Below are 25,361 nucleotides of genomic sequence, written 5' to 3' on the forward strand. Positions count from 1 at the left end.
CGACGTCCCCCCGCATTGAGTAGCAGGAAGGTTTAGAGTCCGGGGTCACTTTAACTGTTTCGCGTAGGCGGCAGGTGTCAAGCCGCCCAACGCTTTCTTCGGTCGTTCCTCGTTGTATTCCCGACGCCAGCGTTCGATCTCGGCGCGTGCATGCAGCAGGCTGGGAAACCAGTGTTCGTTGAGGCATTCGTCGCGCAGGCGGCCGTTGAACGATTCGATGTAGGCGTTTTGGTTCGGCTTGCCTGGCTCGATCAGGCGCAGTTGCACGCCACGCTCGTGCGCCCAGGTCACCATCGCCTTGCCGCAGAACTCCTTTCCATTGTCGCTGCGGATGACCTTGGGCAGACCACGCGTCTGCGCCAGGCGATCCATCACGCGCGTCACGCCCAGACCGGAGATGGCTCGCTCCACCTCGATGACCACCGCCTCGTGGGTGGCGTCATCAACGACCGTCAGGCACTTGATGACGCGCCCTTCGGCCGTGCGGTCGAACACGAAGTCCATCGACCAGACCTCGTTGGCTGCCTTCGGTCGAACCAGCGGCTGTCGGTCGGCGACAGGCACCTTCTTCCGCTTGCGTCGACGCACCTGCAACTTCGCCTCCCGATACAGCCGTTCCACGCGCTTGTAGTTCACCAGCAACCCCGCCTGCCGCAGCTTCAGATGGATCATTCCCACGCCATAGCGCTTGTGCCGCTGCGCCAGCGCCACGATGCGTTGTCGAAGCTCCACGTTGCGATCCGGCTGTGTCGCGTAGCGATACGCGCTGGCACTCATGCCCACGACCGCCAGCGAGCGCCGCTCGCTCAACCCCTGGTCGATCATCCGCCGCACCAACTCGCGCCGAGCCGGTGCGCTTACCACTTTTTTCGCAGGGCGTCCTTGATGACCTCGTTCTCCAGCACCTGCTCGGCCAGCAGCTTCTTCAGCCGCCCGTTCTCAGTCTCCAGCTCCTTCAACCGCCTGGCGTCGGGGACGCTCATGCCACCGAACTTGCTACGCCACAGGTAATACGAGGCCTCGCTGAAGCCGTGCTTGCGACACAGCTCCTTCACCGGCATGCCGGCCTCCGCCTCACGCAGGAAGCCAATGATCTGCTCTTCGGTAAACCGCTTCTTCACGTCCAATCTCCTTCGGATGGGGGATTGGACTCCAAACCGACGTGCTACTCAAAACCGGGGGGACGTCGNTCTGCTCTTCGGTAAACCGCTTCTTCACGTCCAATCTCCTTCGGATGGGGGATTGGACTCCAAACCGACGTGCTACTCAAAACCGGGGGGACGTCGATGTCACAGAACCTGATTTCGCTGGCCCTGACGGCCGAGCAGCTGACCGCCATCGAGGGTGCGCTGGCGACGCTGGAAGAGAACCTCACCGGGCTGATCGCCTTGCAGCCGGCGCAGCGCCGGGCGTTGGCCAAGATGGGGGACAAGTCGGAAGTGTTTTGCCGGCAGACGCTGAAGCTGCTGCAGCAGAATCCGCAGGTGGTGCCGCCCAGTCTCAATGTGACCGAAGCGGTGGCGGATCTGGTCGCGTATGACCAGGTCGGCACGTTCCTGATGCGGCTGACCCGGCTCAGCGAACGCGCCGAGGACACGTCCACGGCGCTGGGCAGCGACCTGATGAGCTTTGCGCTGGAGGGCTACGGGATATTGGGCGTCAGCGGCAAGAACCAGGGTCTGGGAGACCTGCGCCGCGAACTCGGTGCCCGCTTCAGTCGCAGCACCAACCGCACCGCGTCGGAGTCGACGCCAGTCACTGCTTGATGCTCCAAGACTGAACGCAACAGGGTGACCACACGGCCCGGTGCCTGAGACGACCTGACTCATGCACCGGGCCTTTTCATGTCCGGGCCGCCACAATCCATCCGCACGCGTGGTATCGCCATGCCACCACCGCGCTTTGCGGTAGGTGCATCGGGCAACCAACTCCACTCGCCGAGTAATTTTCTCGGCCCGCCGAGAAAAGAGCTCGGCCACCCGAGCAAAACACTCGACCCGTCGAGAAATTTTCTCCACCGCCCGAGCTTTTTTCTCGGTGCCCCGAGCAAGCGAACTTGGCCCACCGAGCTTTTTGCTCGGCCCGCCGAGAAAATTTCCCGGCGCACGGAGTTATTTTCTCGGCCGTTGCAGTTATTTTCCCGGTCCGCCGAGCTCCTGCACTCGACGCGCCAAGCAAAAAGCTCGGAGCGTCGGGCGATTTTCTCGGCAGGCGCACCCGCAAAGGTGACGGGGGAAGTCAAGAACGTCGGATTTAACTTCCTCCGTCCCGGTTTCGCCGCTCCCGCCGGCGTCCTGACCGTCGCAGCCTCGCTCGCCCGGACGCCTATACTTCGCGTACCTCTCCGCGAACCTCGTCCATGCAACAGCGCATAGAAAAACAGGGGTCAGAGTGCACTTTCTTGGAGCTTGCTCGAGGAAAGTCGACTCTGACCCCTGTTTTTCAGCTTTGGTGATTAAAAGGGACGTGGCGAATTAAATCCATGGGCGAAACCAAGGCGGAGACTGCAGGAATAGGTGTCAGGGACTTTTTTTGGGCAGGGACATTTCCGGCGTGTTCACAGTGCTCAAAAACGGGGCCAGATCAGGTTCACTTTCTGGGCCTTGGAAAATTCGACTGGCCCGTTGGGCGCGTCGGTGGCCGACCGGCGTGCGCATGGCACACTGCTGCCATCCCCACGGGTTCAAGCCCAGGAGTCGAGCCATGACTGACGTGCACATAACTCGGGAAGAACATGGCCGGCATGGCCGCTATGTCGCAACGGTGACCGGTATCGAGGCCGAAGCCGAACTGGTTTTCACCCATCGCGGGCCGGGGCTGATCAGCGCGGACCACACCTTGTCCCCGGAGAGCCTGAAGGGCACCGGCGCGGCGTCGGCGCTGGTCGATCGGCTGATCGCCGACGCGCGCGGGCAGGGCTTCCGGATCATTCCGTTCTGCCCCTACGTCCGTGCGCGCTATCTGAAGAACCCGGCCTGGCAGGACGTAATGACGGTGGCACCGGGCGTAGTGCCGGAACCCTGCACCGACGAGACGTGACGTCCGGTGCCGGCGCATCCGTGCCGCGTGGGTCGTCCGAAACGCCGACCGCTCCGTCGAATCGTTGCGCACGACGGTTTGAACCTTGCGTGCGAGGTGGATGACCCTCGCGGTCCAATGCTTCGAACCTTGCGCTTCAGGGTTGTTGGCTTGGGTGCAAGCCTGCGGCCTTCGCGCTTGGGCGTTTTCTCCTGGTGATCGGCTGGAGAACGGTCGAAGGCTCCCCGGTGAGGGGCGGCGGTGAGCCCCAGGGAGCCGGCCGCCGCTGCGCTGGTTCTCGCCACCCCACCTAGGCAAGACCACCGCATCACGGCAAGATGCAGCGGACGATAGTCGGGGATCGGTCAGGGGAAGGGGGCAGGGGAAGCTGGGCAGGTTCATTGAACCGCTTTGCTGCTCGACTGCGAGACATGGGGGACATGGCTCATCAGATTCACGAACCGTCTTCCGGGTCGGACTCGGCCGTGCCGTCCTGATTGGCCACTTTCCGTTTCGATCGGCTCGATTGCGATGCAGGTGTTTCGGAATTCCATCCACCGACAGGAGCTCCCATGCTGTTCAATCAACCCAATTCATACCGGGGCAAGATTCCCCTGGAGTTGTACGTCGAACTGCAGAACAAGTTCCCGCAGGACGAGCTGGAGTCCGATCTGGTGTGGCTTCGACGCATAAAGAAGGACCCGTCGCTGTACCAGAAGATGTTCGGGACACCGCAGTTCAAACTGGAGTTGATCCAGGCCGTGCAGCGTCGGGCGGCGATTGCAAAGATGGCCGCCGCCGGGGCGACGCGTCAGGGAAAGGACTGGAAGGCGTGGTCTCCCGCTGCGCGTTATCAGGAGGATATGGCGCGTGAGGTCCAGAAGTCCGGCAAGCAACCGTCGGAGTATGCCAAGGAAGCCTACGCACAGTTGCTGGAGCAGTTCGACGCCACGACTCCAGTCAACGGGAGCGTGTTCTGGAACGGCATCAACGAACTTGCCCTCATGAAGAAGATCGACAAGTGGAACAGCAGTGGGGAGATCTTCGGCCAGCTGGAGGCCACCACGGCCGCCCGCTATGTGAACAAGCAATTCGTGTGGGAGCCGGGCGGTGCTTTCGCCAACTACTTCACGAGTGTGTCCGGCAAACTCGGGCACGCGGCACGAGGGCATGTCACCGCAGTTTGCCGGTGTGGACTTCGCAACGATTCCATCCTGACCACGACCGAACTTCCGGCCATGGTCAAGTTGATGACTGACCAGATCAAGGCGAAGAAGGAGCCCGTCATCACCGATTTCACCATCGTCGTGATCGAGCCCATCCTGCTGCCGGACCAGCCGTACGCGATATACACCAACAATGATCTGGCGAAGGTCTCGGTCGTCAGCCCGAAGCCCGGGAAGCGCATCAGTGGTCGAGACGATTGCAACGTGGACGGCCAGCTTTCCATCAGCAATCCCTTCCTTCAATACTACTGGGCTGCCCGGGGACGCCGGCCCGAAACCGCGGCTGTGACCAAGATCAAGGAAGACCTCAAGTCCCTGATCACGTGGCCGTGACTCGGGCGAACGGAAACCGGGATCCGGTTCACTTGCGGGCGTCCGAATATTCAAGGAAATGATCGGCGCGCGCGCCGAGGAATAGATAGGGGGCGAAATAAGGAAAAATGCGCACTCTGCCGCCTGCGTTTCCCTGTTGCTTTTCAGCCTGAGAGGAGTACCCCGATGAGCGCGTCGAGGAAGTGGATGTTCGGCGTTCTAGCGATGTGTGGTTTGAATGTCTCAGGCGCGGTTCAAGCCTATCCAGAGAATTCGGTCGAGGCAGGGGCAAAGCCGGTTCCCTCGTGCGGGCCGCATCAGCTTGATGGCGTTTCTGCAGAGGACAACATCGCGGCGCATCGCCAGTTCGAGCTGCCCACGCTGTCCTACCCAGGTAATGCGGTTCCCTCCCACTGGAATGTCCCTTTTACGCTGCTTGTTGACGCGTCCGGGCGTGTTGCCTGCCAAGTGATGGATAGCGAGTTCGGGCAGCCGCGTACACTCAACAACACGCGGCGAGAACTTCTTCGGGCGATGTCTGGCTGGCGCTACCGGCCATTTTGGGTCGACGGCAAGCCCTCTGCTGTTGTCATCAGCGAGCGGGTCGCCGAGCAACAGGTCCCCTCGAAGCACCAAACATTACCCGATGTTCCGCTCGACCAAGTGACGATTTCGCTATCACGTAGCGGGTGTTTCGGAACGTGCCCAAGTTACGAAGTGAGCATTCACGGAAACGGGAAGGTGGACTATGAGGGTGTCGGCGATGTAGACGTGCAGGGAAAGCACAGCTTTTCGATTCCGCCGGCTGATGTGGCGGCGCTTGTGGAGAACGCGCGACGCGCCGATCTCTGGTCCATGAGAACCAGTTACAGCGCACTTATCACTGATAGCCCGACCTATGTGCTCATCTTGAAGATGGGACAGCAAAGGCATGAGATCGAAGACTATGTGGGTCGCATGGTTGGCATGCCTGTCTCGGTTGGCGACTTCGAGGAAGAGGTGGATCGTGTGGGACGCACGTTCGAGTGGACGAGTCTGTCCATGGCGGCTGTCGAGCAATTGCAACGTGAAGGCTTTGATTTCGACTCGCAACAGGCCGCGGACACTCTGGCGCGAGCCGTAGCCAATGAGCGGGGCAGCGACGAGGCGGCGATGTTGCGCATGATCGATCTGGGCACGCCCTTGAAAGGCGGGAATGCAGCACGGCCACCACCAGGCGTGCCCGTACTGACGGAATCAACATTGCTGAACGATGCGCTGGTTCACCATCGCGCAGCGCTGATCGGCCCGCTCGTGGCGCGTGGGTTGTTGAACACTCATGGGGTGCTCGACAGGAACAAGCTCGACAAGGCTTTTCAGGACGCGATACGGGGCGGCCGTCTGGCAGCCGTGCGGAAGATATGGAATACGGGTGATGGCAAGGTCCAACCTTCGCTTTGGTTCGTGGACGAGAGTGACGAGGGTGCAAGCGCAACCCGCAAACGGGTGCCGGTTGCCCTGCTCCTGTCGCGCTCCTACCGTGATGCGCACTGGGACGGGCAGGCAATTGCCGAATGGCTCGCTGCAAAGGGCTGCGACCTGAAGGCGCGTGCAGCTGATGGCGATACTCTTCTGCACAGAGCGGTCGATGCAGGTGATATCGGATTCGTCCGCTATCTGCTGCTGCATGGCCTGGATGCGTCAACCCCAGGAGCTTACGGGTTGCCTGCGTTGGGGAGCGCGCAGAATGAGGACATCGCGCTACTGCTGCTGAGGGCTGGTTCAAGCTGGCATATGGACGATGGTGGAGCGGGCTTCGGGCGCTACGCGAAGGAACAACATTGGGCACGAGTGCTTGCCTATCTGGAGCAGCACAAGGACGAAGCGCGCTGAAGAGAAGAGACCCCAATTAAAAGGCAATCAAAGATAGGTGGCTAATTAAACTCGGGTCAAAAAAACGGGCTCGGGTTCACTTGCAAGCGTTTTAATCCGCCAGAACCGGTATCGGGATAAAAAGGTGTCGAAAAGAAGGGTGCCGGCGTGCTCAAGCGCGGATTAGCTTCAGCCCCCGAAGGGAGGGGCGTCCTTCGTCTTGCGGCGGCGAGCTGGTGGTTGGTGGCTTTCGCCGGGCAGCTGGTGTTCGGGGCGTACATCCTCGCCACCTACGGCTCGGCGACGCTGCACGACGCCGCGGCGGCCTGGAACCGCGTCTGGCCTACGGGCTATCTGCCTGGGCAGCCGCGGGGCAATGCCATCGTGATGGTTCACGTACTGCTGGCTTCGCTTGTGGCGATCCTGGGATCGCTGCAGATGATCCCTCTACTCCGACGACGTGCGCCTTGGTTCCATCGGTGGAACGGCCGTATCTACATCTCGGTGGCCATCGTGGTGGGGGTGGCCGGTCTGGCGATGCTGGCGACCGGTCGTGCCTTCGTCGGCAGCTCGCAAAACACCGGTGTCGCCATCAACGGCGTGCTGCTTCTGATTTGTGCGGTACTGGCTTGGCGGCGCGCGCGACAGCGCGACTTCACTGCGCACCGCCGCTGGGCACTGCGGATGTTCGTGTTGGCAGCGGGGGTCTGGCTGTTCCGTATCGGTCTGGCGGCCTGGATCGCGGTCAACGGAGGCATCGCCGGGTTCGATCCAATGACGATGCGGGGACCCGCGCTCTTCACCCTGGCAATGGGCGAATGGGCATTGCCGCTGCTCGTGGTGGAAGCTTACCTACGCGTGGAAAGGGCAGCTGCGGCGGCAGGGCGCTATGCCGTGGCCGCGTTGCTGATGGCACTCACCGCCGCGACGGCCTTTGGCGCCTACCGGGCGACGCTCGGCATGTGGTGGCCAGCAATGTAAAGACGCAAAGAACAAAAAGAGAAGGCGGTTCACTGGATCGGGCTTGTCTGGACATAGTGGGAGGTATGGAAACGAGGCAGTTGCTGGAATGCCGCATGGCTGAACGTGGCGGTTTTGGCGTTTCCGCAGGGATCGCAGTTGTCGTCATCTTCGTTCGCGCGCCATGACGCCGTCTTTCCGTGGTCCATTATGCGGACCGTGTGCTACTTCACCCGCGTATCCGTCGCCACCCAGTTGACCTCCCAGGTCTTGCCGCCGTCGTCCGAAAACGCCTGCTCGAAGTGGATGGTATTGGCGTCGGGCCGGGTGATCACGAACCGGACAAAAATCGCGCGGCCATCGAAGTCCTCCTGGTCGTAGAACTCGCCGCGACCATCGATGAATTGGCCGATCGTCGGTTGCCCCAGCGTCCCGCTCCGGCTGCTGGCGAAGTTGAGGCTCCATTGCCGCGACTGCGGGTTGTAGAGGCGCAGGTTCAGGCCTTCGAAATGGCCGGCCGGACCGTCGGCCGTCAGCTCGACCAGGTTGGCGCGCCCGTCCCAGACCTTGCGCACGGTGGTGATGCCTTCGTAATGCGCCCATTCGTCCGATCCGGACAGCGGATGCACGAGCCGCTTCAGCTTCGTCTTCCAGGTGCCGATCTCGAAATCGAAATCGTGCTGGCCATCGCGCGCGGGCGCTACCGCGTGTCTGGCAACCTGCGCCTGCTGTGCGGAAACATGGGCGGACGGCAGACCGGACAGCCCCGTGCTGACTACCCAGAACAGGAACACACGAACATGGCTTGGCATGGCATCCTCCAGCACTATCGGTTGGCTGACGCTAGAGGCACCCATGTCCAGCGACAAGACGGCACGTCAAGGTGCGTATCTGTTGGCGAAGTCCCATCCGCTTGCCGAGTGTCCGCTGCACGCGGCCTTCGTGGCGGTCGGCGGCAAATGGAAGCTCACCATCCTCTATTGGCTCGCCCGCGAGACCCATCACTTCTCCGCGCTGCTGCGCCGGGTCGCGCCGATCTCGCACAAGGTGTTGACCGAGCAACTGCGGGAGCTGGAAGCAGACGGACTGGTCGAGCGCCTGGCAACAGCGCCCGTACCCGCGCCGGTGCAGTACCGCCTGAGCGATTACGGCCGCACGGTCCTGCCGCTGGTGGAGAACGCCCGGATCTGGGGGCAGTCACACCTGCAGCGCGTGCGCGGCGCGGACATGAGGTGGTCGGCGGCGACCTCGCTGAGCTGTTCGGAGGCACTCGTGACCGGCACGAGAGCAGGAAGCGCGGGCACCTCAACCTGACCGGAATGGCGCTTGCTCGTTGCACGTATTTTTCCTGGAGGGGGATGCCTGTTTGAACGAGGTGGAACTTCAACCCGGTGGTGCTGCGGCATGAGCAGCTTGAAATTTCAGGCGACAATCGAGATCAACGGGATCAACCCGTACGTGCGGGTCAGTGCAGCGCAGGCGAGCCGTTTGAAGGCGGGCTGGCGCAAGCCGCTGCCGGTTCGGGTGCAGGTGAATGGCCAGCCGGAAACGCCGTGGCGCGTCAACATGATGCCCATGGGTAATGGCGACTTTTATCTGTATCTGCATGGCCAGGTGCGTGAAGCCTCGGCAACTGTCGTGGGCGATCTCGTCGAGGTGGATGTGGCTTTTGACGAGAGCTATCAGGCCGGTCCCGCACATCCCGTGCCGGCATGGTTTGCCGAGGCGCTGGCCGCGCAGCCTGCAGCCGCAAAAGCCTGGGACGCGCTGGCGCCCAGTCGCCGGAAGGAGATCCTGCGCTACTTCGCGCAGCTCAAGTCGGTCGAGGCCCATGCTCGGAATCTGCAGCTGGCGATGCATGTGCTGTCGGGCGGGCAGGGACGTTTCATGGCGCGCTCGTGGAATGTCGAGCCCGAAGGCGCTGGCTGAAGCCGGCGAGGGAAGCCAGGTGAAAGGCCAGGCGAAAGGGGACGTGGCCAGGCAAGTCCAGTTGTTGCCTCCACCCGGGCATCGGGCAACCGCTCCTGCGTTGCCTCCACTCGGGCATCGGGCAACTGCTCCTGCGTTGCCTCAACTCGGGCATCCATGCCCTCGCCATGCCCTCGCCATGCCGTCACCATGCCCTTGCCATGCTCTCGGTCAGGTCGGGTTTCGAACTAGAAAAACTCGCAACCTCTCAGTGCGTGCCTGAGCGCAAATCGTCGAAGTACGCGGCGATCTCTTCCGGAAATGCGTAGCGCTCTTCGGGCAGTGGCGAGCCGGCGTCGATCAGGGCGTTCGCGCAGGCCAGCCAGTCGCCGCCGGGCGTGGTTTCGGCCTGGGAGGCGAAGCTGAGCGTGCCGTAGACGTTGTCGTTGAAGCCGTGGCGTTCGTCGTAGCGCGCACCGTGGGCGAGCAGGAAGCGGGCGAGCGAGGCGTTGCCGCGGAACACCGCCCAGTTGAGCGCGCTGCCGTCGATGTCGCCGCCGCGCGCCGTGATCGGCCAGCCCGCCTCGACCATCACGCGCACGGCTTCCTCGCCGTTGGCGGACGCCATTTCCGGCAGCAGACGCAATGCGACGGGCGGCAGTTTGCCGATGAGGCCCGGCTCGTCGGCCAGCATCGCCTGCACGGTGGCACGATCGCCGTGCGCGCAGGCGCCGAGGAAGGCGTCATGCGGTTGGTCGTCGGGCACGGCGCCGGCCTGCGCCAGTTGCCCGGCCACTTCGGTGAGGCCGAGGCAGCAGGCGAGGCGATAGGCGGAGACTCCGTGTCCGTTGCTGGCCGAGGCATCGGCGCCGGCGTCGAGCAGCAGGCCGATGGTCGCCGGCGAGCGACGGCGGCGGATGGCGTGCAGCAGGGGGCTGCCGCCGGGGCCGGGTTCGTTCGGGTCGCCACCGTGGGCGAGCAGCAGGCGCAGCGTGTCGGGATGCTCATGGTCGAGCGCGCGGAACAGCGCATTGCAGCCGGTCACGCGGGCGCCGGCGTCGAGCAGCAGGCGGACGATCGTGCTGTCGGCGATTTCGGTGGCGTGGTAGAGCGATTCGTTGTCGTTGGGATCGGCGCCGGCCCGCAGCAGTCGCTGCGTCAGCGCGGCGTCGTGGTTGCGACCAGCGGCGCCGTACAGGACGCTGAGCGGATCTTGCGGCAGCTGCGGATCGGTCCATCGCGCATCCGGATTCGCACCCGCGGCGAGCAGCAGCTCCACGCAGGCGCGAATGCCTGACGCGTACGCGGGCAGCGCGATCATTCCGGAGAAGGTGGCGCAGGCCAGCGGCGGCATGCCGTTGTCGGCGCGGGCCGTCGTGGCCCAGGCGGGGTCGGCGGCGAGGGCGGCCCGTACCGTGGCGACGTCGCCGATGGCGCAGGCCAGCACGGGCTCGCCGGCCAGCAGCTGCGGATGTTCGCGCAGCAGGCGCTCGGCCAAGGCCGGCCTGGCCGTCTGGTAGCCGTGGCCGAAGGCCCAATGCATCCATTGGCGCTTTCGCGTGGCCGCGTCGACCGAAGCGGCCTGCAGCGCGACGTAGTCCTTCAACTGCGACCACGAACCGAAACCGTATTCGCGCGCGATGCAGGACTGCGCGTCGTGCAGGCGCAGTGGCATCGCGGCGATGGCAGGGTGATCGAGCCGGGCGGCGGCGGGCAGGGCAAGGCGGACGCGTTCGAGCGCATCGGGTGCGCCGTGGCGGACATCCTCGAGCAGCTGCTTGGCCTGCTTCTTCAGATGATCCAGGTGCGGACGGACGGGCAGGTTCTTCATGACAACCTCCATGCAATGAATGCCGAAGGTCCGCAATCCCGGCTGCACAAAGGTTGATGGTGGCACGCCATCGACAAGTGGGTTGAACCCTTCCCGCGGACCCGGAGGCGGCTTGCGACGCCGGGTGCAAGCATAGACCAGCAGGGAAGCAATCCAAACCTCGGGGGCGGAACGCGCTTTCTTCGGGACGAATTGCAGAAAGCCGGTTTTGCCCGGGTTTCCCGTGCCACAGGAGCGCGTGCTTGCGACGGCGTTCACACCCCACGCACGGCATGACGGATGGCGGGTACCCCGGGGCTTCCCGTTGCGCGAGGATGCGTGCTGCGTGATTCCTTTGGACGAGGACATCCCCATGCCCCGACTGCTCCGCTGGCCCGCTTCGCTGGCCCTGTCGACCGCCGCCTGCCTGCTCGCACCGGTCACCCTGTCTGCCTTCGCCGCACAAGCTGGCGCTCCGCCACCGGCGCGTACGGTCGACGTGGTCGAGCACCTGTTTGGCCACACCGTGCACGATCCTTACCGCTGGATGGAGGGCGATGACAACGCCGGGTTCCAGCGCTGGCTGGTCGCCCAGGGCGAGTACACGCGGGGCAAGCTGGACGCCTTGCCTGCCCTGAAGGGCTGGCAGCAGGCGCTGGCCAGCACCGATGGCGCCACCGTCATGCATCGCCGCCAACGCCGTGCCGGCGGCAGGCTGTTCTTCATCCGCCAGGACGCGAAGGGCAGCGGCACGCTGATGGTGCGTGACGCGGATGGCACCGAGCGCGTGCTGCTGGATCCGGCGACCCTCCAGGGCGACGGCGGCCACGCCTCGATCACGCTGTACACGCCATCGCCCGATGGCAGCAAGGTGGCGGTGAACGTCGACCACGGCGGCAGCGAAGTCACCCGCCTCGAAGTGCTGGACGTGAAGACCGGCAAGCCCACCGGCGATGCGGTGGAGCCGGTGTGGGGCGAGTTCGGCGCCGAGTGGCTGCCCGACGGCAGCGGCTTCGAGTACACCCAGATGGCGCCGCCTGCGCAGCGTACCGGCGGCGACCCGGTGCAGGACATGCGCGCACGCCTGCATCGGCTGGGTACGCCCTCGTCGCAGGACCCGATCCTGCTGCGCGCCGGCCAGGGCGAAGGCGTCAATCCGTCGTTCGCGATGCCCTCGCGCAGCTTCCCGGTGATCGAATTTCCCGCCGGTTCGCGCTGGGCGCTGGGCGAGTCGCTGGGTGCGCAGGCCGACCAGCGCTACTGCGTGGCGCCGCAAGCCGAGGCGGTGAAGCCTGGCGCGGCCTGGCACTGCATCGCCGACCTGGACGACCACGTGCAGTCCGCGGCCATCCGCGGCGATACGCTGTACCTGGTCTCCACCCGTGCACGCTCCCTTGGAAAGGTGCTGGCGCTGGACTTGTCACGCCCGGGCGCGTCGATCGGGCAGGCTCGTTCCGTCCTGCCGCTGCAGGGCGACGACATGGTGGCCGGCACCAGCCTGTACGATGTCCAGCAGGTCGCGCCGGCCCGTGATGCGCTGTACGTGAAGGTCTCCCGGAACGGCATCGACGAGATCCGCCGCGTCGACTACCGCAGCGGCAAGGTGGACGCCGTGCCGATGCCATTGCCCGGCGTGGCCTCGCTGTTCCGCGCCAACCCTGGCCAGGACGGTTTCCTGCTGGAACTGCGCGGCTGGACCACGCCGCCGAAGTCCTGGCGCTACGACCCCGTGGCCGGCACCCTGCACGGCCTGGGCCAAGACGAAGGCAGCCCCGTCGACTACAGCATGGTCGAAGCCACCGAGACCGAGCTGGTCAGCGAGGACGGCACCCATGTGCCGCTCACCATCCTGCATCGCAAGGACGCCACGCTGGACGGTTCGCACCGGGCCATCGTGTTCGCCTACGGCAGTTACGGCATCTCCGTGCTGCCTTCGTTCAAGCCCGTCCGGCTGGCATGGGTCAAGCAGGGCAACGTCTTTGCCTACGTGCACATACGCGGCGGCGGCGAAAAGGGCGAGGCCTGGCACCAGGCCGGCAAGGGGCCGAACAAGCACAAGGGCGTGGAAGACTTCGTCGCCGCCGTGCAACGCCTGAGCGAGCTGGGCTACAGCCGTCCGCAACGCACCGCGCTGCTCTCCGGCAGCGCGGGCGGCCTGGTGGTCGGCGGTGCGCTGGTGCATGACCCGGACAAGTTCGGCGCGGCCGTGTGCCTGGTGGGCGAGCTCAATCCGATCCGCCTGCTGCATGCACGCAATGGCGCCAACCAGATCGGCGAGATGGGCGACCCGCGCAAGGCCTCGGACTTCCCCTGGATGCTGGCGATGGACCCTTACCAGCAGATCACGCCGCACACGGCCTACCCGGCGGTGCTGCTGGCCGTGGGCCTCAACGACAACCGCGTGTCGACCTGGCAGACCGGCAAGTTCGCCGCGCGCCTGCGCAGCGCCGACACCAGCGGACGGCCGGTGTGGATCCGCACCGATGCCAACGGCGGCCACGGCATGCAGACCTCGCTGGGCGCCGAGGCCGCGCAGTTCGCCGATATCTACGCCTTCCTCGATGCGCAGTTGCCGGCGCAGTGAGCAAAGGGATGCGGCTGGCGCCGCAGTGCTCGGCTGCGCCGGGGCTCACCACGTTCGGCAACACCGCACTGCGCCGACTACGGGAAACGGGCTCGGCTGATTCGGCGAATCATTTCGGCGTGAGGTGGTACAGGCCGCCGGGGCTGGCGTCTTCCACCATCCAGAGCGAGCCGTCCGGCGCCTCTTCGATATCGCGGATGCGTTTGCCGATCGTCCAGCGCTGGACGGCGGTGGCGCCACCCTTGCCGTCGAACGTGACGCGAATGATGCCTTCGCTGACCAGCCCGCTGAGCAAGGCGCTGCCTTGCCAGTGCGGAAACAGGCGACCCTTGTAGAACATGAGGTTGCCCGGCGCGATCACCGGCACCCAATAGATCACCGGCTTGACCAGGTCGGGCCGCGTATCGGGGCCGGGGATCGGCACGCCGTTGTAGTTGATGCCGTAGGAGACCAGCGGCCAGCCGTAGTTCTTGCCGCGCTTGATCAGATTCAGTTCGTCGCCGCCGCGCGGGCCATGCTCGAGTTCCCACAGTCGACCATCGGGGCCGAAGGCGAGGCCGTAAGGCGTGCGGTGGCCGACGCTCCAGGTTTCGGCCGGTGTCAGGTTGGGCCCGGGGAACGTATAGGTGCTGACCACCGGCGCTGTCTTGGCTTTCTCGGTGTCGGTTGCCGGATCGATCAGTGCAATGGTGCGCGCACCGACCTTGCCCGCCCACGGATTGCCCGGCGGGGGCTTGCCGTCCAGCGTCAGCCGCAGGATTTTGCCCACCGGCTGATCGGGGTCCTGCGCGGGCGTGAGGCGCTGGCGGTCGCCCACGGTGAGGAAGAGGTACTTGCCATCCGGTGAGAACGCCACCGCCGCGCCGGCCTGGCCGCCCTTGCCGGTGGGCATCTGGCGCCACAACACCTGGAAGTCGTCCAGCCGGGGCTGCTTGCCGTCCAGCACGAGCCGGCCGCGGCCCAGCGCCAGGCCGCCGCCGTAGTCGCCCGGTGCGACATAGGTGAGATAGACGTTGTGGTCTTTGGCGTAATGGGGGGAGAGGAACACGCCCAGCATGCCGTTCTGGCCCTGGAACCAGCTGGGCGGGACGCCCTCGAGTTCGGTCTTGGCGCCCTGCGGGGTGACCAGCTGGACGCGGCCGACCTTTTCGGTCACCAGCATGCGGCCATCGGGCAGGAAGGCGATGCGCCATGGCAGGTCGAAGCTCGCCACCCTGGTAATGGTGAAGGGAAGGTCGGGGTCGGCTTTCTGCTCGCCTGCATTGGTCTGCGCATGGGCGGCGCCTGTCAGCAAGGCCACAAGAAAGGCCGCGGTTGCCAGCTTCATCATGTGCATGTGTCCTTGCGTCCGGATGACCCGGGGCATCTTAGTGGTCTGAAGTTGTGTCGGTGTGACGGCGCCTTTCAATCCGGTGGCGTGGATGCCTTCCGTTTCCTTTGAGCGGGATCGGGAAAGTCCTAACATGCCCGGATGTCGCCGATCCATCCGAAGGCATCGCGAGCATGGCCTTTCCGGTTCACACCCACAGGTACGAGGGAAGCACGCCGCTTCATGCTCCCCTGGCATGGCCGACCATGCGGATCGAGCACCGGCTCCTGAACCCCGGTTTCCTTCGCCCCGTCACCTGCACATGCACCACGGTCAGTGTGGCTCTTGGCGGTAGCGCACTTGCCCGCTGGAGGGACGGCACGTTCCGGCCGGTGGCGGTGCGTCCAGGGATAGCGACCCTCCAGCCCATCGGCCTGGAAGAGACGGAAGTCGAGATCACTTCGCCCGTCGAGTCCCTCCTCATTTTTCTCGCGCCCTCGGTGACTGACTCCAGCGCGCTGGGTGATTACGATATCGATCCGGCGCGAGTGGAACTGGTGCGGTCGGCGGGAATGTCGGACACGCTTCTGTACGAGGTTGCCGCCGCCTTTCGCGACATGGGTTCCCGGCCGCCCGAGTCGACGGACCTGCTGTTTGCCGAAGGCGCGAGTTGCATGCTCGCGGCGCACCTCATAGCCAGGTACTCGAACATCTGTTCGCGCCCCGTGCCCCTCCTGCCGGGTCTTCCGGGTCACAAGCTGAAGAAGGTGATCGACCTTGTGGAGTCCCGCTTCGCGGAGGCGCTCAGCTTGAGCGAGCTGGCCGCCGAAGCCTGTCTCAGCCCGTTTCACTTCTCCCGGCTTTTCCAGGAGGCCACGGGCCTCTCGCCGCACCGATACATCACGCAGCGCCGCATCCAGGACGCGAAAGCCAGGCTTGCCGAAGGTCGACTGTCGTTGGTGGAGATCGCCCTGGAGGCGGGGTTCGGGTCGCAGGGAAACTTCAATCGCATCTTCCGGAAGCACACCGGGCTGACCCCGTGCCAGTTCCGGGCGCTGCGGCGCAATTCACCCAAGACGCACTCCTGATTGCACCGTCTGAGCAAGAACGGCCTTCGATTGCGCAAGATCGGCAAATACGGCCGCCTTTCAAGCGTGGATGCTACGGCTCGGCCCTGAGTTCAAACGCTGCCGCCGGTGGGCGTGAAAGCCACACGTCTCACGACGGCCATCTTTCGGAGGTGCAGCATGTCGAAGCAACCCACCATCGTTTTCTGTCACGGTATCTGGGCGGACGGCTCGTGTTTCAGCAAGGTGATCCCGGCCTTGCATGCTGATGGGCACGAGGTGATCTCCGTGCAATATGGCCTGGATTCGTTCGAGGAAGATGTGGCGACGGTGAAGCGGACGCTCAACCGCGTCGGCAGCCCGGTCCTGCTCGTCGGTCATTCCTATGGCGGAGCCACCATCACGGCCGCGGGCGTCGATGAGCGGGTGGTCGGCCTGGTCTATATCGCCGCGGTCGCTCCGGACGCCGGCGAGACCGTGCAGGATCAACTGGACAAGTTTCCGTCGGACATCTTCTCCCGCGTCGAAGTCGCGGACGGTCGCGCCTGGATGCTGCCGAACGGCACCGAGTTTTTCGCCGGAGATCTCTCGGACGAAGACCAGAAGCTCGTGTGGGCGACCCACTATCCGCCTGTCTTCGACCTGTTCCATCAACAGAAGCTCGGCGCCGACGACATTGCCTGGAGGTCGAAGCCGAGCTGGTACGTTCTGGCGACGCAGGACCACACCGTGCATCCCGATTTGCAACGCTGGGTTTCCGGGCGCATGGGGGCAACCGTCACCGAGGTGGCAAGCAGCCACGTGCCGATGCTTTCCCAGCCGGCCGTCGTCATCGACGTCATCCGCAAGGCCGCCGCTGCGGTGCGGGAAGCCAGCCCGCAAAAGAAGGTCGCCATCGTTTGACTTGCCGGAAGTGCACCTGACCTTTTCGTTTGGAGCGGATCCTGTCGCAGGCGCCGGACGGGGCATGTCGCAGTGAACATGGAAGGACAGCGCATCGCCAGGGTTGCGTCCTGATCGACTACAGTTCGCGCGCTTCGGCTCCCCTTGTGGGCATCGCTTTCGCTGCTTTGCGTGGCGACTTCGTGCAGGGCAGCTGCGCCTGCAAACACGCAGCTGCCCGAATGCGCCGGTGGGTCACTTCGCCGATGGGCTGATCCGTCATGCCCATGACGACGGCCCCGTACGGATCACGCAATGGGCGCCGACGGAAACGGTGTTCGGGAAAATTCTGATCGGTCAGCGAGCCATTCGGATTGTTCCCGGCGCTTTTCGTCCAGGGCCGCTGGTGAACGGTCGCCCCGGTTCCCGCTGACCTCGGGTCCTGTCCGTGCGGACGGTGTTTCTGTCCGCGGACAGTGCCGGCGCGACCGTGGGGCGCGGCCGCAGACGTCTGGAACGTTATGTGCTAGGAGCACGGGACCTCGATACCGTGGAAGCACGCCCATGTTCGTCACACCGCCACTGCCACCGCCAACCATCCCGGCCCCGGTCATCCAGGAGGATGCCCGCTACTACGTGATCGAGGGTCGAAGCGAATCCGAACTGGTTGCGCAGATGAACGCGAGGGGTTACCAGGATAAGGGTGGCCGTTACTGGGGCTACACCTCGCCGCAGCTGAAGTGGAGTTTCGACACGCAGCCCGTCGAAGGACGCTGCAATCTGGTCGATCCGAAGGTGGTGCTGACCATTACGACCACCTTGCCGGCATGGACGCCGCCTGCCGGTACGTCTGCCGCCATGACGGCCAAGTGGCGTGCGCTCGATCGGGCAATACGCCACCACGAGGCAGAGCACGCGCAGATAGCCCGCGACGCGGCCCGCGAGCTGGTTGCGTTGATGCGAGCGCATCAACGCGACGTTTCCTGCGGTGACCTCGATGCATCCCTGCAAGCGCAAGGGAGGGTGATCATGCGCAGGGCCGAAGCGGCAAATGTCGAACTGGACAAGCGCACGGGACACGGTGCAAGGGAAGGCGTGACGATGAGCTGGTGAGGTATCCGCCGCCCGATCTGATTTAAGGGGATGCGGAATCAAAGGGGAGCTGACTGATCAAACCCGGAAGTGGAGGCCGGGTTCATTGGGCTCTACTCCGACGGATGAAGCGGGTTTCCTTCTTGCCGGCCTTTCGTTCGCCTGCTGTACGATGGCCCCTGCATCGCAGCTCAGGCCCGGCGCGCAGCCTGCATGTCAAGCAACGAAGGAGGTGTATCCCGATGGGACGAAGCCCCGAGGCGCTGCTGCGCAGGCTGTCGGTGCGCCAGCGGATGATGGCCATCATCGCGTTGCTGTTGCTGCCACTTGCCGTGCTCAGTGCCGTCAGCATGATGGTGTTGAACGAACAGGAGATGGCCTTCCGCGATTCGGTCGAGGAGTCGGTACACGGGCTGCTCCCGTTGACCACGCTGGAGCACTACCTGCAGCAGGCGCTGGTGGATGAGTTGCTGGCCGAGTCGCACGACTCGGTGCCCGACTTCGCCGGACTGACCCAGAGCGTGGACAACAGCTTTTCGAGCATCCTGTTGGGCACGGACGGCAAGGACGTGCCGAAGCAGGTCATCGACGATGCGCAGAAGGCCTGGGTGCAGGCACGTCCATCGATTCGCCGCCTGGTCGAACACGTGCACGCCCAGCACGTGAGCGGGGCGGCGGCCAGCGCGAGCACGCGCGCCGAGCTGGAGCGCGCCATACAGGACGTGTCGAATGCGCGGGCCAGCCTGTCCGGCGTGCTCAAGGCGCGCTACGAGCATGCCGCGGCCCAGCGCACCCGTCAGTTGCACTGGCTGATGTGGAGCTGGCTGGTCACCCTGGCGGCGGCCGGAGTGCTGATCGTGATCTTCCTGCGCTCTCTGCTGCGGCCCCTGCAGGCCTTGACCCAGGCCGCCCGGCATATCGAGGAGGGCCAATCCGGTGTACGCGTGGACGTCGACGGCCGCGACGAACTGGCCGTGCTGGCCGAGTGCTTCAACCGGATGACGGCCAATTGGGAGACCACCCAGAGTCACCTGCAGACCGAGGTGATCAAGGACCCTCTTACCGGCGTGCTCAATCGTCGCGGCATTCTTTCGCGGCTGGACGCCGAGCTCGACCTGCATCGGCTTCGACAGCAACCGCTGAGCGTGCTGGCGATGGACCTTGATCGCTTCAAGTTCATCAACGATCACTACGGGCACAGCACGGGCGACCGTGCGCTGACCTGGGTGGCCACCACCATGCGCGGGCTGTTGCGCGAGCACGATCATCTGGGACGGCACGGCGGCGATGAATTCATCGCGGTCCTGCCGAACACGAGCCATGCCGTTGCGCTGGAAATTGCCGCGCGCATCAGCCAGCTCGTGCGCGAGGGAGCGGCGCGCGAAGCGGCGTACCCGGAAATAACCATCGGCGTCGCCACCGCGCCGGAAGATGGCGACCTGGCAGCATCCCTGCTGGAAGCGGCCGACGCCAGGCTCTACACGCAGAAGAAGCATCGCCACACGGGCAGTCCGGCGAGTGCAACGTCGCCCCCGACGCAGTAGCGCGCGAGCGGAAGGGTGCCAGTGAAAGACATCATGTGTGGCCGTACGAACACGCTGTCGAGGCTTGGATCTGCCTTTTGGGATGCCGGAGCGTAATATCCATCCGGTTCATGCAAGGGAATACGCCGAACCTGAAAAAATGTGGTCGGTGTCGAAAACGGCCCCGCGCTGGGTCGCGGCGCCCTGAGCAGGCTTCGGACATGGATCTGCCGATCCGATGGAATTGCCAATTGATCAAACTAAGGAGAGCGTGATGGCAAATATGGTGTTTCCCAGTTTTGAGCTTGCTCGCAGGAGTCTGGAAGACAACAAGTTCACGTATACCACTTGGGTGAAAGGCGAGGGCGCAAAAACAGCCACACACCCCCGTGCATCGGACTACCTCGATGGTTATGCGAGGGTCGCGGCATTTCTTTGCGATCCGGCGTCATTTGAAGCAGCACTGCAGAGGGTGTCCAGCCAGCTTTGGGATGCATACCGCTTGTTCAATCCGAACACCCGCAACAAGTTTACGCGTGCTTTGAACAAGGTGGCATCTGCCAAGGGCTTCAGCTTCCAGAACCGGTTCGGCGCCGATACCAGTCATACCAGCCCAATCGGAATCAAATTGATCGGTGGCGATCCTCAACTCGGCTTCATGTTGCGCAACAAGCTTTTCTGGAAGGACAGCATGGATCTTCGCCATGGCGAGCACACGCACAGCTTGCAATGGCTGGCCATAGCAGAGGGAAACCTGGGTACGGTGATTCCGATCGCTGATCTCTATGCCGAGACCGGCAGCTTTCGTGCTTCATCCGACGCCGATCAGGACGGCAAGCGCTCGCTGCTGATGTGGCAATGGATCGCTGATTGCTTTCCTACCGACATGAGCAATTTGGCGGCGACTTTCAAGGGGAAAAAAGGCTCGGTGCAGGAGACGCTGGAGTCACAGTCGTATCGTTCACCCCAAGTCATCACGGACTTTTTGCTCCGCCGTTCTGGAGGCCCCATAGCAGATCACTTCGTCTCCAATTATCTGTTCTATCGATACAAAAATCGGAAATGGCTGACCGTCAAGCCGGTTTGGAATCAGGATCTGAATGTTCATCAGGACAAGCTGGACAAGATTTACAGCGGCGATCCTTCGGTGGCTCGCGAAGGCAGCATGGGTGCCAAGTCCTGGAAGAAGAGCCAGGCCGTGCCAGAGGCACGGCTGCTGCGAGATCCCACGTCTTACGTTGGCAAACACGGTGCCGATGGTGTGCCAGTAGCATACGACGTGAATTTTCATGGGAACGCCGGTCAGCTTTGCTATTACTACTTGGAGTGAGGAGAAGAAGTGGCTGGTCGATAGCACGGGCCATCCAAATCGCTCGTCGTCCAGCTGACGAGTGACTCGTCGTGTTCAGTTGGCCATGACGTTTTCGGCTGTAGACGGGCCGTCCATCGTGATCCGCGATTGGGGCATGAGGATGGAGACAGGCGGATGAACAAAACGATGTCGCGCGGCTTATTGTTCCTGTTGCCGTGCTTTTCGCTTCTGCCAGTGGCCCGAAGCCCTGCGACTATTTTTCGTTTGGACGATGCACGCCATGCATCCCGACGCTTCCACGATGACCTTCATAGAGCCTTCCGACTGGGACGCGATGCGGGCAGCGCTGACCTGGACAAAGACTTCCTCGTTTCGCCACGATTGACCTGGGCAGCGCATTCACTCGCGCGTGGTCGGACGATTGGAAGGGTGGCGCCATGGCGCACGGTGCCGTGTTCAGCCATCCGTAGTTGAACCAGAGGCGTAGCCGATCAAGCGAGCGTCGCGGGATGGCGGTCGGTGGCGATTCCGGTTTTGCGGATAGGTGGATCGCGATTGACCGCCGACGGCGCGGCCGGCCGCGCTCTCGCGCGATATCGATATCGGTACCTGCAACAAGGGGAAACTGAAATGACACTCGACCGGAAGTTTCTGCTCTACGGTTTCGCCTACGCGGTCGCGGGCGTGGGTCTGGGCATGTACATGGCGGCTTCGCACGACCATGCCCGGTTCGTCGCGCACGCGAGATTGCCCTGACCCGGTCGCCATTCCTCGCTGACGGAGGCAGCCATGCGATTTGCAGGTCGGATCACGGAGTGGAACGACGACAAGGGGTTCGGCTTCGTCGTGCCGAACGGCGGCGGCACGCGCACGTTTGTGCACATCAGCCAGTTTCCGCCAGGCGCGCGTCGACCCGCGGCGGGCGATCTCATTTCGTACCTGCCCGTCGTCGATGAACGCGGACGCAGCAACGCGCAACAGATCCGCCATGCCGGAGCAAAGGCAGCCGTGGCTCGGCCGTCCCCGCGGCAACCGCGCATGCCGCGCGCCGCGCTCGGGGTCGGCTCGCTCGCGATCGGCACGGTCGCCTGGGCGGTGGGTGTCCGCTCGTGCTGCTCGGGGTCTACCTCGGCATGAGTCTGCTGTCATGCCTGATGTACCGGGCGGACAAGTCCGCGGCGCAAGAGGGTCGCCGCCGTAGCCGCACGCCGGAAAGCCATCTGCATCTGGTCGACCTCATCGGCGGCTGGCCGGGCGCGTTGATTGCCCAGCAACAGTTCCGCCACAAGACGGAAGCGCACTTTTCATTTCGCTTTCTGGGTGACCGTTGCGGTGAATCTGGCGGGCTGTGCCTGGCTGATCAAATCCGGCTTCGCAGCCGACCTGCTTCGATCGCTTGCAGGGTGACGGCGGCTGCCAAGAATAGTTGGATGCATCGCCTGTCATTGCAAATCTATCGTTTTACGATATATTGCGATCTCCAGACGATAAGTGGAGAGCGGCGATGGGGAATCTTGCGGTGCTGGCGTTGCGGGTCGTGATCGCGATCGCCCTGGCGGGTTCGCTGGTGGTGCAGGGGGTGATCGCACCGCTGTTGTGGCAGGACCTGGAATCGGCGCGGGCGGACGTGCGGATTCCGCTGGTGGTGATCGTGATCCTGGGCGTGTTGACGATGCAGGTGACCGCGGTGTGCATCTGGCGACTGCTGACCATGGTCCGGCGAGGCACGGTGTTTTCGCTGGCGGCATTCCGTTACGTCGACATCGTGATCGGCGCGATCGCGGCGGCCTCGGTGCTGACCTTCGGCATCGCGGTGGTGGCCGCGCACAGCAACCGGACCACGCCGGGCGACGAAATCGCCCCCGGCCTGGTGGCGATGGTCTGCGGCGCCTCGCTGGTGATCGGCGGCGTGGCGCTGATCGTGCTGGTGCTGCGGATGCTGCTCAAGCAGGCGGTGGCGCTGGATTCCCAGGCCAGGCATCTGCAGTCCGAACTGGACGAGGTGATTTGATGGCCATCGTGGTGGACATCGACGTCATGCTGGCCCGGCGCAAGATGGCCGTCGGCACGCTGGCCGAACGCATCGGCATCACGCCCGCGAACCTGGCGGTGTTGAAGAACGGACGGGCCAAGGCTGTTCGCCTGGCCACCCTGGATGCGCTGTGCCAGGCGCTGGACTGCCAGCCGGGCGACCTGCTGCGCTGGGAACCGGATGCCGCGCCCCTGCCGCAGCAGCAGTGAAAGCGTTCGCGTCGACCAGCGGCTGTGATCCGGCGGATCGGCCGGCGCCGAGCGGGTCGCGATTGCAGACACGGACACGGCGTTTGATGATGGACAGCATCGAACGCAGCGCATGTCGTGCGGGCGACATGGTCAAACGAACGGCGAAGGTCGGGAGGCAACGTGCATTTTCCTGTCGGAAGGTCTGCAGTCACGTCGGTGCTGATGCTGCCTTGCGTGGCGGCGTTGGCCCTGGCGCTGACCGCCTGCGGCGCGATGCCGGTGCGGGATCGCCTGGTGCCGGTGCGCGTCGACCATCATGTGCACCTGAACTCGCCGGCGATCCGCGACTTTCTGCCGGGCTACTGCAAGAGCGTCGAGCGTTATGGCGGCTGCGATCCGGCCATCACCGCGCCGCTGACGCCCGACGACTTGCTGAAGGCGATGGATCGTGCCGGTGTCCGGCGCGCGCTGGTGATGTCGACGGGCTACCTGGCCGAGAGCCCGATGATGGTGCCGCAACGCGCCGACGCCGCGGCGCTGCTGCGCGCCGCCAACGACTGGACCGTGAATCTTGCGCGCGAATCCGGTGGTCGCCTGGGCGCCTTCGTGGCCATCGATCCGCTCAGGCCCGACGCCCTGCCGGAGATCATGCGCTGGCGCAGCAACCCCGACGTGACCGGCATCAAACTCCACCTCACGGCGTCCGGGGTGAGCCTTCGACGCGACCGCGACCTGGCGGCGTTGAGGGCGGTGTTCCACGCGGCGGCCGATGCCCGGCTGGCGATCATGATCCATCTGCGCACCGCAACCATGGACTACGGCGCGCGCGACGTGCAGCGATTCCTGGCTGACGTACTTCCCGCTGCCGGCGATACGCCGGTGCAGATTGCCCACGCGGGAGGTTGGGGCGGGCTGGACCAGGCCACGCTGTCCGCGCTGGGCGCGTTTGCCGATGCTTTCGACAAACACCCCGAAAGATTCAGGCACGTCTGGTTCGATCTTGCCGACGTGTGGAGGGACAACAGCAGCCCCGCCGACAAGCAGGCGCTGGTGGCGCTGATCCGGCGCATCGGGCTCCGCCATTTCCTGCCTGCTTCGGACTGGCCGTTCAGCGGCGACCTTGCCGACTACTACAGCCGCCGATACCCGGAGCTGCCGCTGACCGCGACGGAATGGAAAACCCTGCGCAGCCAGGTGGCGCCGTACGCGAAGCGCTGAAGACGCCGGCGAACAATGGCCAGAGGCCCGATTCGATGCGAATCGTCGCTGGCCCTCCTGGCTGAAAGCGTATTCGGCGGTTCAGGGGACCAGACGAACGGAGCTGCACGCGATGCAAGGGAACGGATGCAGCAGACTACGCAGGCATCCCGTCATTGCTTCGGCGACGGGCCGAAGCGCTCGATCAGGAAGTCGATGACGGTGCGCAGCTTGGCGGTGGGATGCAGGTTCTGCGGATAGATCAGGTACATCGGCGAGGGCGCCAGCGACCACTCGGGCAACACCGGCAACAGGCGCCCGGAGGCCAGGTCATCGGCCAGCACCGCCTCGGGCTGGAGCACGATGCCGATGCCGTTCAGCGCGGCGATGCGCAGGGCATCGCCCTGGTTCGCCGTGAAGCGGCCCCGCACGGCCACGTTGCAGGTGGCTCCGCCGGGCCCGACCAGTCGCCAGAGGTCGTGCCGCCGCCAGTACGACAGGCCCAGGCATTCGTGCGCAGCCAGTTGCTGCGGATGATCGAGCTGGCCATGTCGCGCCAGGTAGGCCGGTGCCGCGGCCAGGCGTCGACGATAGGGCTGCAGCGGGCGGGCGACCAGGCCGGGCTCGTTGATGTCGCCAATGTGGATGCCCAGCTCGAAGCCTTCATCGACGAGGCTGGGACGACCATTGTCCAGCGTCAGTTCGACGCCGACTTCGGGATAGCGCGCCATGTATTCGCCCAGTGCCGGCACCAGGCTGTGGCTGCCGAAACTCACCGGCGACACCAGCCGCAGGCGGCCGCGCGGGCTGGATTGCAATTCCGACGCGCTGGCCTCGGCCAGTTCCACGTCGGCCAGCGCCTGCTTGCAGCGCTCGTAGTAAAGCCGGCCCACGTCGGAGAGCTGTTGCCGGCGGGTGGTGCGGTGGAGCAGGCGTGCGCCCAGTCGATCCTCGATGGCGCGCACGTGCTTGGCGACCATGGTGGGCGAGACCCGGCTGAGCTCGGCGGCGGCAGTGAAGCTGCCGCTTTCCACCACCCGGACGAACATCTCCATGCCGGCCAGCTTGTTCATGATTGACAACCTGC

Annotated in this window: 23 protein-coding genes and 1 pseudogene; 19 read left to right on the top strand and 5 right to left on the bottom strand. The window is 64.4% G+C overall.

What is annotated here, in order from left to right; translation table 11 throughout:
- Nucleotides 1-32: 32 nt before the first annotated feature.
- Nucleotides 33-1,061 (bottom strand): annotated as a pseudogene (locus ASD55_RS06565) (IS3 family transposase).
- 225 nt (nt 1,062-1,286) lie between these two features.
- Here ASD55_RS06565 and ASD55_RS06575 point away from each other — a divergent pair.
- From ASD55_RS06575 to ASD55_RS06595, 5 genes are all read left to right on the top strand, one after another.
- The gene (locus tag ASD55_RS06575) at nt 1,287-1,766 is read left to right on the top strand and encodes a hypothetical protein (RefSeq protein ID WP_056764642.1); all 480 of its coding nucleotides are present in this window, start codon (nt 1,287-1,289) and stop codon (nt 1,764-1,766) included.
- Nucleotides 1,767-2,703: 937 nt separating this feature from the next.
- Nucleotides 2,704-3,039, top strand: a complete 336-nt coding sequence (locus ASD55_RS06580; protein WP_056764644.1) for a GNAT family N-acetyltransferase — start codon at nt 2,704-2,706, stop codon at nt 3,037-3,039.
- Nucleotides 3,040-3,590: 551 nt separating this feature from the next.
- Nucleotides 3,591-4,577 carry a hypothetical protein gene (locus tag ASD55_RS06585; protein ID WP_056764646.1) on the top strand — a complete coding sequence of 329 codons (987 nt, stop codon included), beginning with the start codon at nt 3,591-3,593 and terminating at the stop codon, nt 4,575-4,577.
- A 165-nt stretch (nt 4,578-4,742) separates the two neighbouring features.
- On the top strand, nt 4,743-6,428 hold the full coding sequence (locus ASD55_RS06590) for an ankyrin repeat domain-containing protein (protein WP_157598877.1): 1,686 nt from the start codon (nt 4,743-4,745) through the stop codon (nt 6,426-6,428).
- Between the two features lie 147 nt (nt 6,429-6,575).
- Nucleotides 6,576-7,388, top strand: coding sequence for a DUF2306 domain-containing protein (locus tag ASD55_RS06595; RefSeq protein WP_162248781.1), 813 nt, complete (start codon nt 6,576-6,578; stop codon nt 7,386-7,388).
- Between the two features lie 203 nt (nt 7,389-7,591).
- Here the strand turns inward: ASD55_RS06595 and ASD55_RS06600 are convergent, their stop codons facing one another.
- Nucleotides 7,592-8,179: a hypothetical protein gene (locus ASD55_RS06600; RefSeq protein ID WP_056765318.1), complete on the bottom strand. Its 588-nt coding sequence runs from the start codon at nt 8,177-8,179 to the stop codon at nt 7,592-7,594.
- 43 nt (nt 8,180-8,222) lie between these two features.
- Between ASD55_RS06600 and ASD55_RS06605 the strand changes: the two genes are divergently transcribed.
- Together ASD55_RS06605 and ASD55_RS06610 are read left to right on the top strand one after the other, a co-directional pair.
- Nucleotides 8,223-8,681, top strand: coding sequence for a helix-turn-helix domain-containing protein (locus ASD55_RS06605; RefSeq protein WP_056764648.1), 459 nt, complete (start codon nt 8,223-8,225; stop codon nt 8,679-8,681).
- 90 nt (nt 8,682-8,771) lie between these two features.
- Nucleotides 8,772-9,296: a DUF1905 domain-containing protein gene (locus ASD55_RS06610; protein ID WP_056718324.1), complete on the top strand. Its 525-nt coding sequence runs from the start codon at nt 8,772-8,774 to the stop codon at nt 9,294-9,296.
- Between the two features lie 247 nt (nt 9,297-9,543).
- Here the strand turns inward: ASD55_RS06610 and ASD55_RS06615 are convergent, their stop codons facing one another.
- The gene (locus tag ASD55_RS06615; protein ID WP_056764650.1) at nt 9,544-11,106 is read right to left on the bottom strand and encodes an ankyrin repeat domain-containing protein; all 1,563 of its coding nucleotides are present in this window, start codon (nt 11,104-11,106) and stop codon (nt 9,544-9,546) included.
- 352 nt (nt 11,107-11,458) lie between these two features.
- Between ASD55_RS06615 and ASD55_RS06620 the strand changes: the two genes are divergently transcribed.
- On the top strand, nt 11,459-13,669 hold the full coding sequence (locus tag ASD55_RS06620) for a prolyl oligopeptidase family serine peptidase (protein ID WP_056764652.1): 2,211 nt from the start codon (nt 11,459-11,461) through the stop codon (nt 13,667-13,669).
- Nucleotides 13,670-13,778: 109 nt separating this feature from the next.
- Here ASD55_RS06620 and ASD55_RS06625 read toward each other — a convergent pair whose 3' ends face one another.
- Complete coding sequence (locus tag ASD55_RS06625) at nt 13,779-14,999, bottom strand: PQQ-dependent sugar dehydrogenase (RefSeq protein WP_056765321.1); 1,221 nt, start codon at nt 14,997-14,999, stop codon at nt 13,779-13,781.
- Between the two features lie 173 nt (nt 15,000-15,172).
- Between ASD55_RS06625 and ASD55_RS06630 the strand changes: the two genes are divergently transcribed.
- The 11 genes from ASD55_RS06630 (at nt 15,173) to ASD55_RS06675 (ending at nt 24,295) form a co-directional block, all read left to right on the top strand.
- Nucleotides 15,173-16,066 (top strand): AraC family transcriptional regulator, encoded by an 894-nt coding sequence (locus ASD55_RS06630; RefSeq protein WP_056764654.1) that lies wholly within the window; start codon nt 15,173-15,175, stop codon nt 16,064-16,066.
- Between the two features lie 159 nt (nt 16,067-16,225).
- Nucleotides 16,226-16,948: an alpha/beta hydrolase gene (locus tag ASD55_RS06635; RefSeq protein WP_056764655.1), complete on the top strand. Its 723-nt coding sequence runs from the start codon at nt 16,226-16,228 to the stop codon at nt 16,946-16,948.
- A gap of 543 nt (nt 16,949-17,491) precedes the next feature.
- On the top strand, nt 17,492-18,040 hold the full coding sequence (locus ASD55_RS06640; RefSeq protein WP_056764657.1) for a DUF922 domain-containing protein: 549 nt from the start codon (nt 17,492-17,494) through the stop codon (nt 18,038-18,040).
- Nucleotides 18,041-18,261: 221 nt separating this feature from the next.
- Nucleotides 18,262-19,563, top strand: a complete 1,302-nt coding sequence (locus tag ASD55_RS06645) for a diguanylate cyclase (protein ID WP_056764658.1) — start codon at nt 18,262-18,264, stop codon at nt 19,561-19,563.
- A gap of 217 nt (nt 19,564-19,780) precedes the next feature.
- A complete protein-coding gene (locus ASD55_RS06650; protein WP_056764660.1) occupies nt 19,781-20,872 on the top strand; it encodes a LirA/MavJ family T4SS effector in 1,092 nt (363 codons plus the stop codon).
- 537 nt (nt 20,873-21,409) lie between these two features.
- Nucleotides 21,410-21,610 carry a hypothetical protein gene (locus tag ASD55_RS18710; protein WP_056764661.1) on the top strand — a complete coding sequence of 67 codons (201 nt, stop codon included), beginning with the start codon at nt 21,410-21,412 and terminating at the stop codon, nt 21,608-21,610.
- 33 nt (nt 21,611-21,643) lie between these two features.
- On the top strand, nt 21,644-21,991 hold the full coding sequence (locus ASD55_RS06660) for a cold shock domain-containing protein (RefSeq protein WP_056764663.1): 348 nt from the start codon (nt 21,644-21,646) through the stop codon (nt 21,989-21,991).
- Nucleotides 21,988-22,395, top strand: a complete 408-nt coding sequence (locus ASD55_RS18005; RefSeq protein ID WP_157598879.1) for a DUF1294 domain-containing protein — start codon at nt 21,988-21,990, stop codon at nt 22,393-22,395. Before ASD55_RS06660 ends, ASD55_RS18005 begins: the two co-directional genes overlap by 4 nt.
- Complete coding sequence (locus ASD55_RS06665) at nt 22,359-22,865, top strand: DUF2975 domain-containing protein (protein ID WP_056764665.1); 507 nt, start codon at nt 22,359-22,361, stop codon at nt 22,863-22,865. Before ASD55_RS18005 ends, ASD55_RS06665 begins: the two co-directional genes overlap by 37 nt.
- Nucleotides 22,865-23,095 (top strand): helix-turn-helix transcriptional regulator, encoded by a 231-nt coding sequence (locus ASD55_RS06670; protein WP_056718331.1) that lies wholly within the window; start codon nt 22,865-22,867, stop codon nt 23,093-23,095. Before ASD55_RS06665 ends, ASD55_RS06670 begins: the two co-directional genes overlap by 1 nt.
- A gap of 162 nt (nt 23,096-23,257) precedes the next feature.
- Entirely contained in the window at nt 23,258-24,295 is a 1,038-nt protein-coding gene (locus ASD55_RS06675) for an amidohydrolase family protein (protein WP_235577743.1), read from the top strand.
- Nucleotides 24,296-24,447: 152 nt separating this feature from the next.
- Here the strand turns inward: ASD55_RS06675 and ASD55_RS06680 are convergent, their stop codons facing one another.
- A complete protein-coding gene (locus ASD55_RS06680) occupies nt 24,448-25,347 on the bottom strand; it encodes a LysR family transcriptional regulator (protein ID WP_056764669.1) in 900 nt (299 codons plus the stop codon).
- Nucleotides 25,348-25,361 lie beyond the last annotated feature (14 nt).

It is taken from the genome of Rhodanobacter sp. Root561, from assembly GCF_001427365.1.
Classification (GTDB): Bacteria; Pseudomonadota; Gammaproteobacteria; order Xanthomonadales; family Rhodanobacteraceae; genus Rhodanobacter.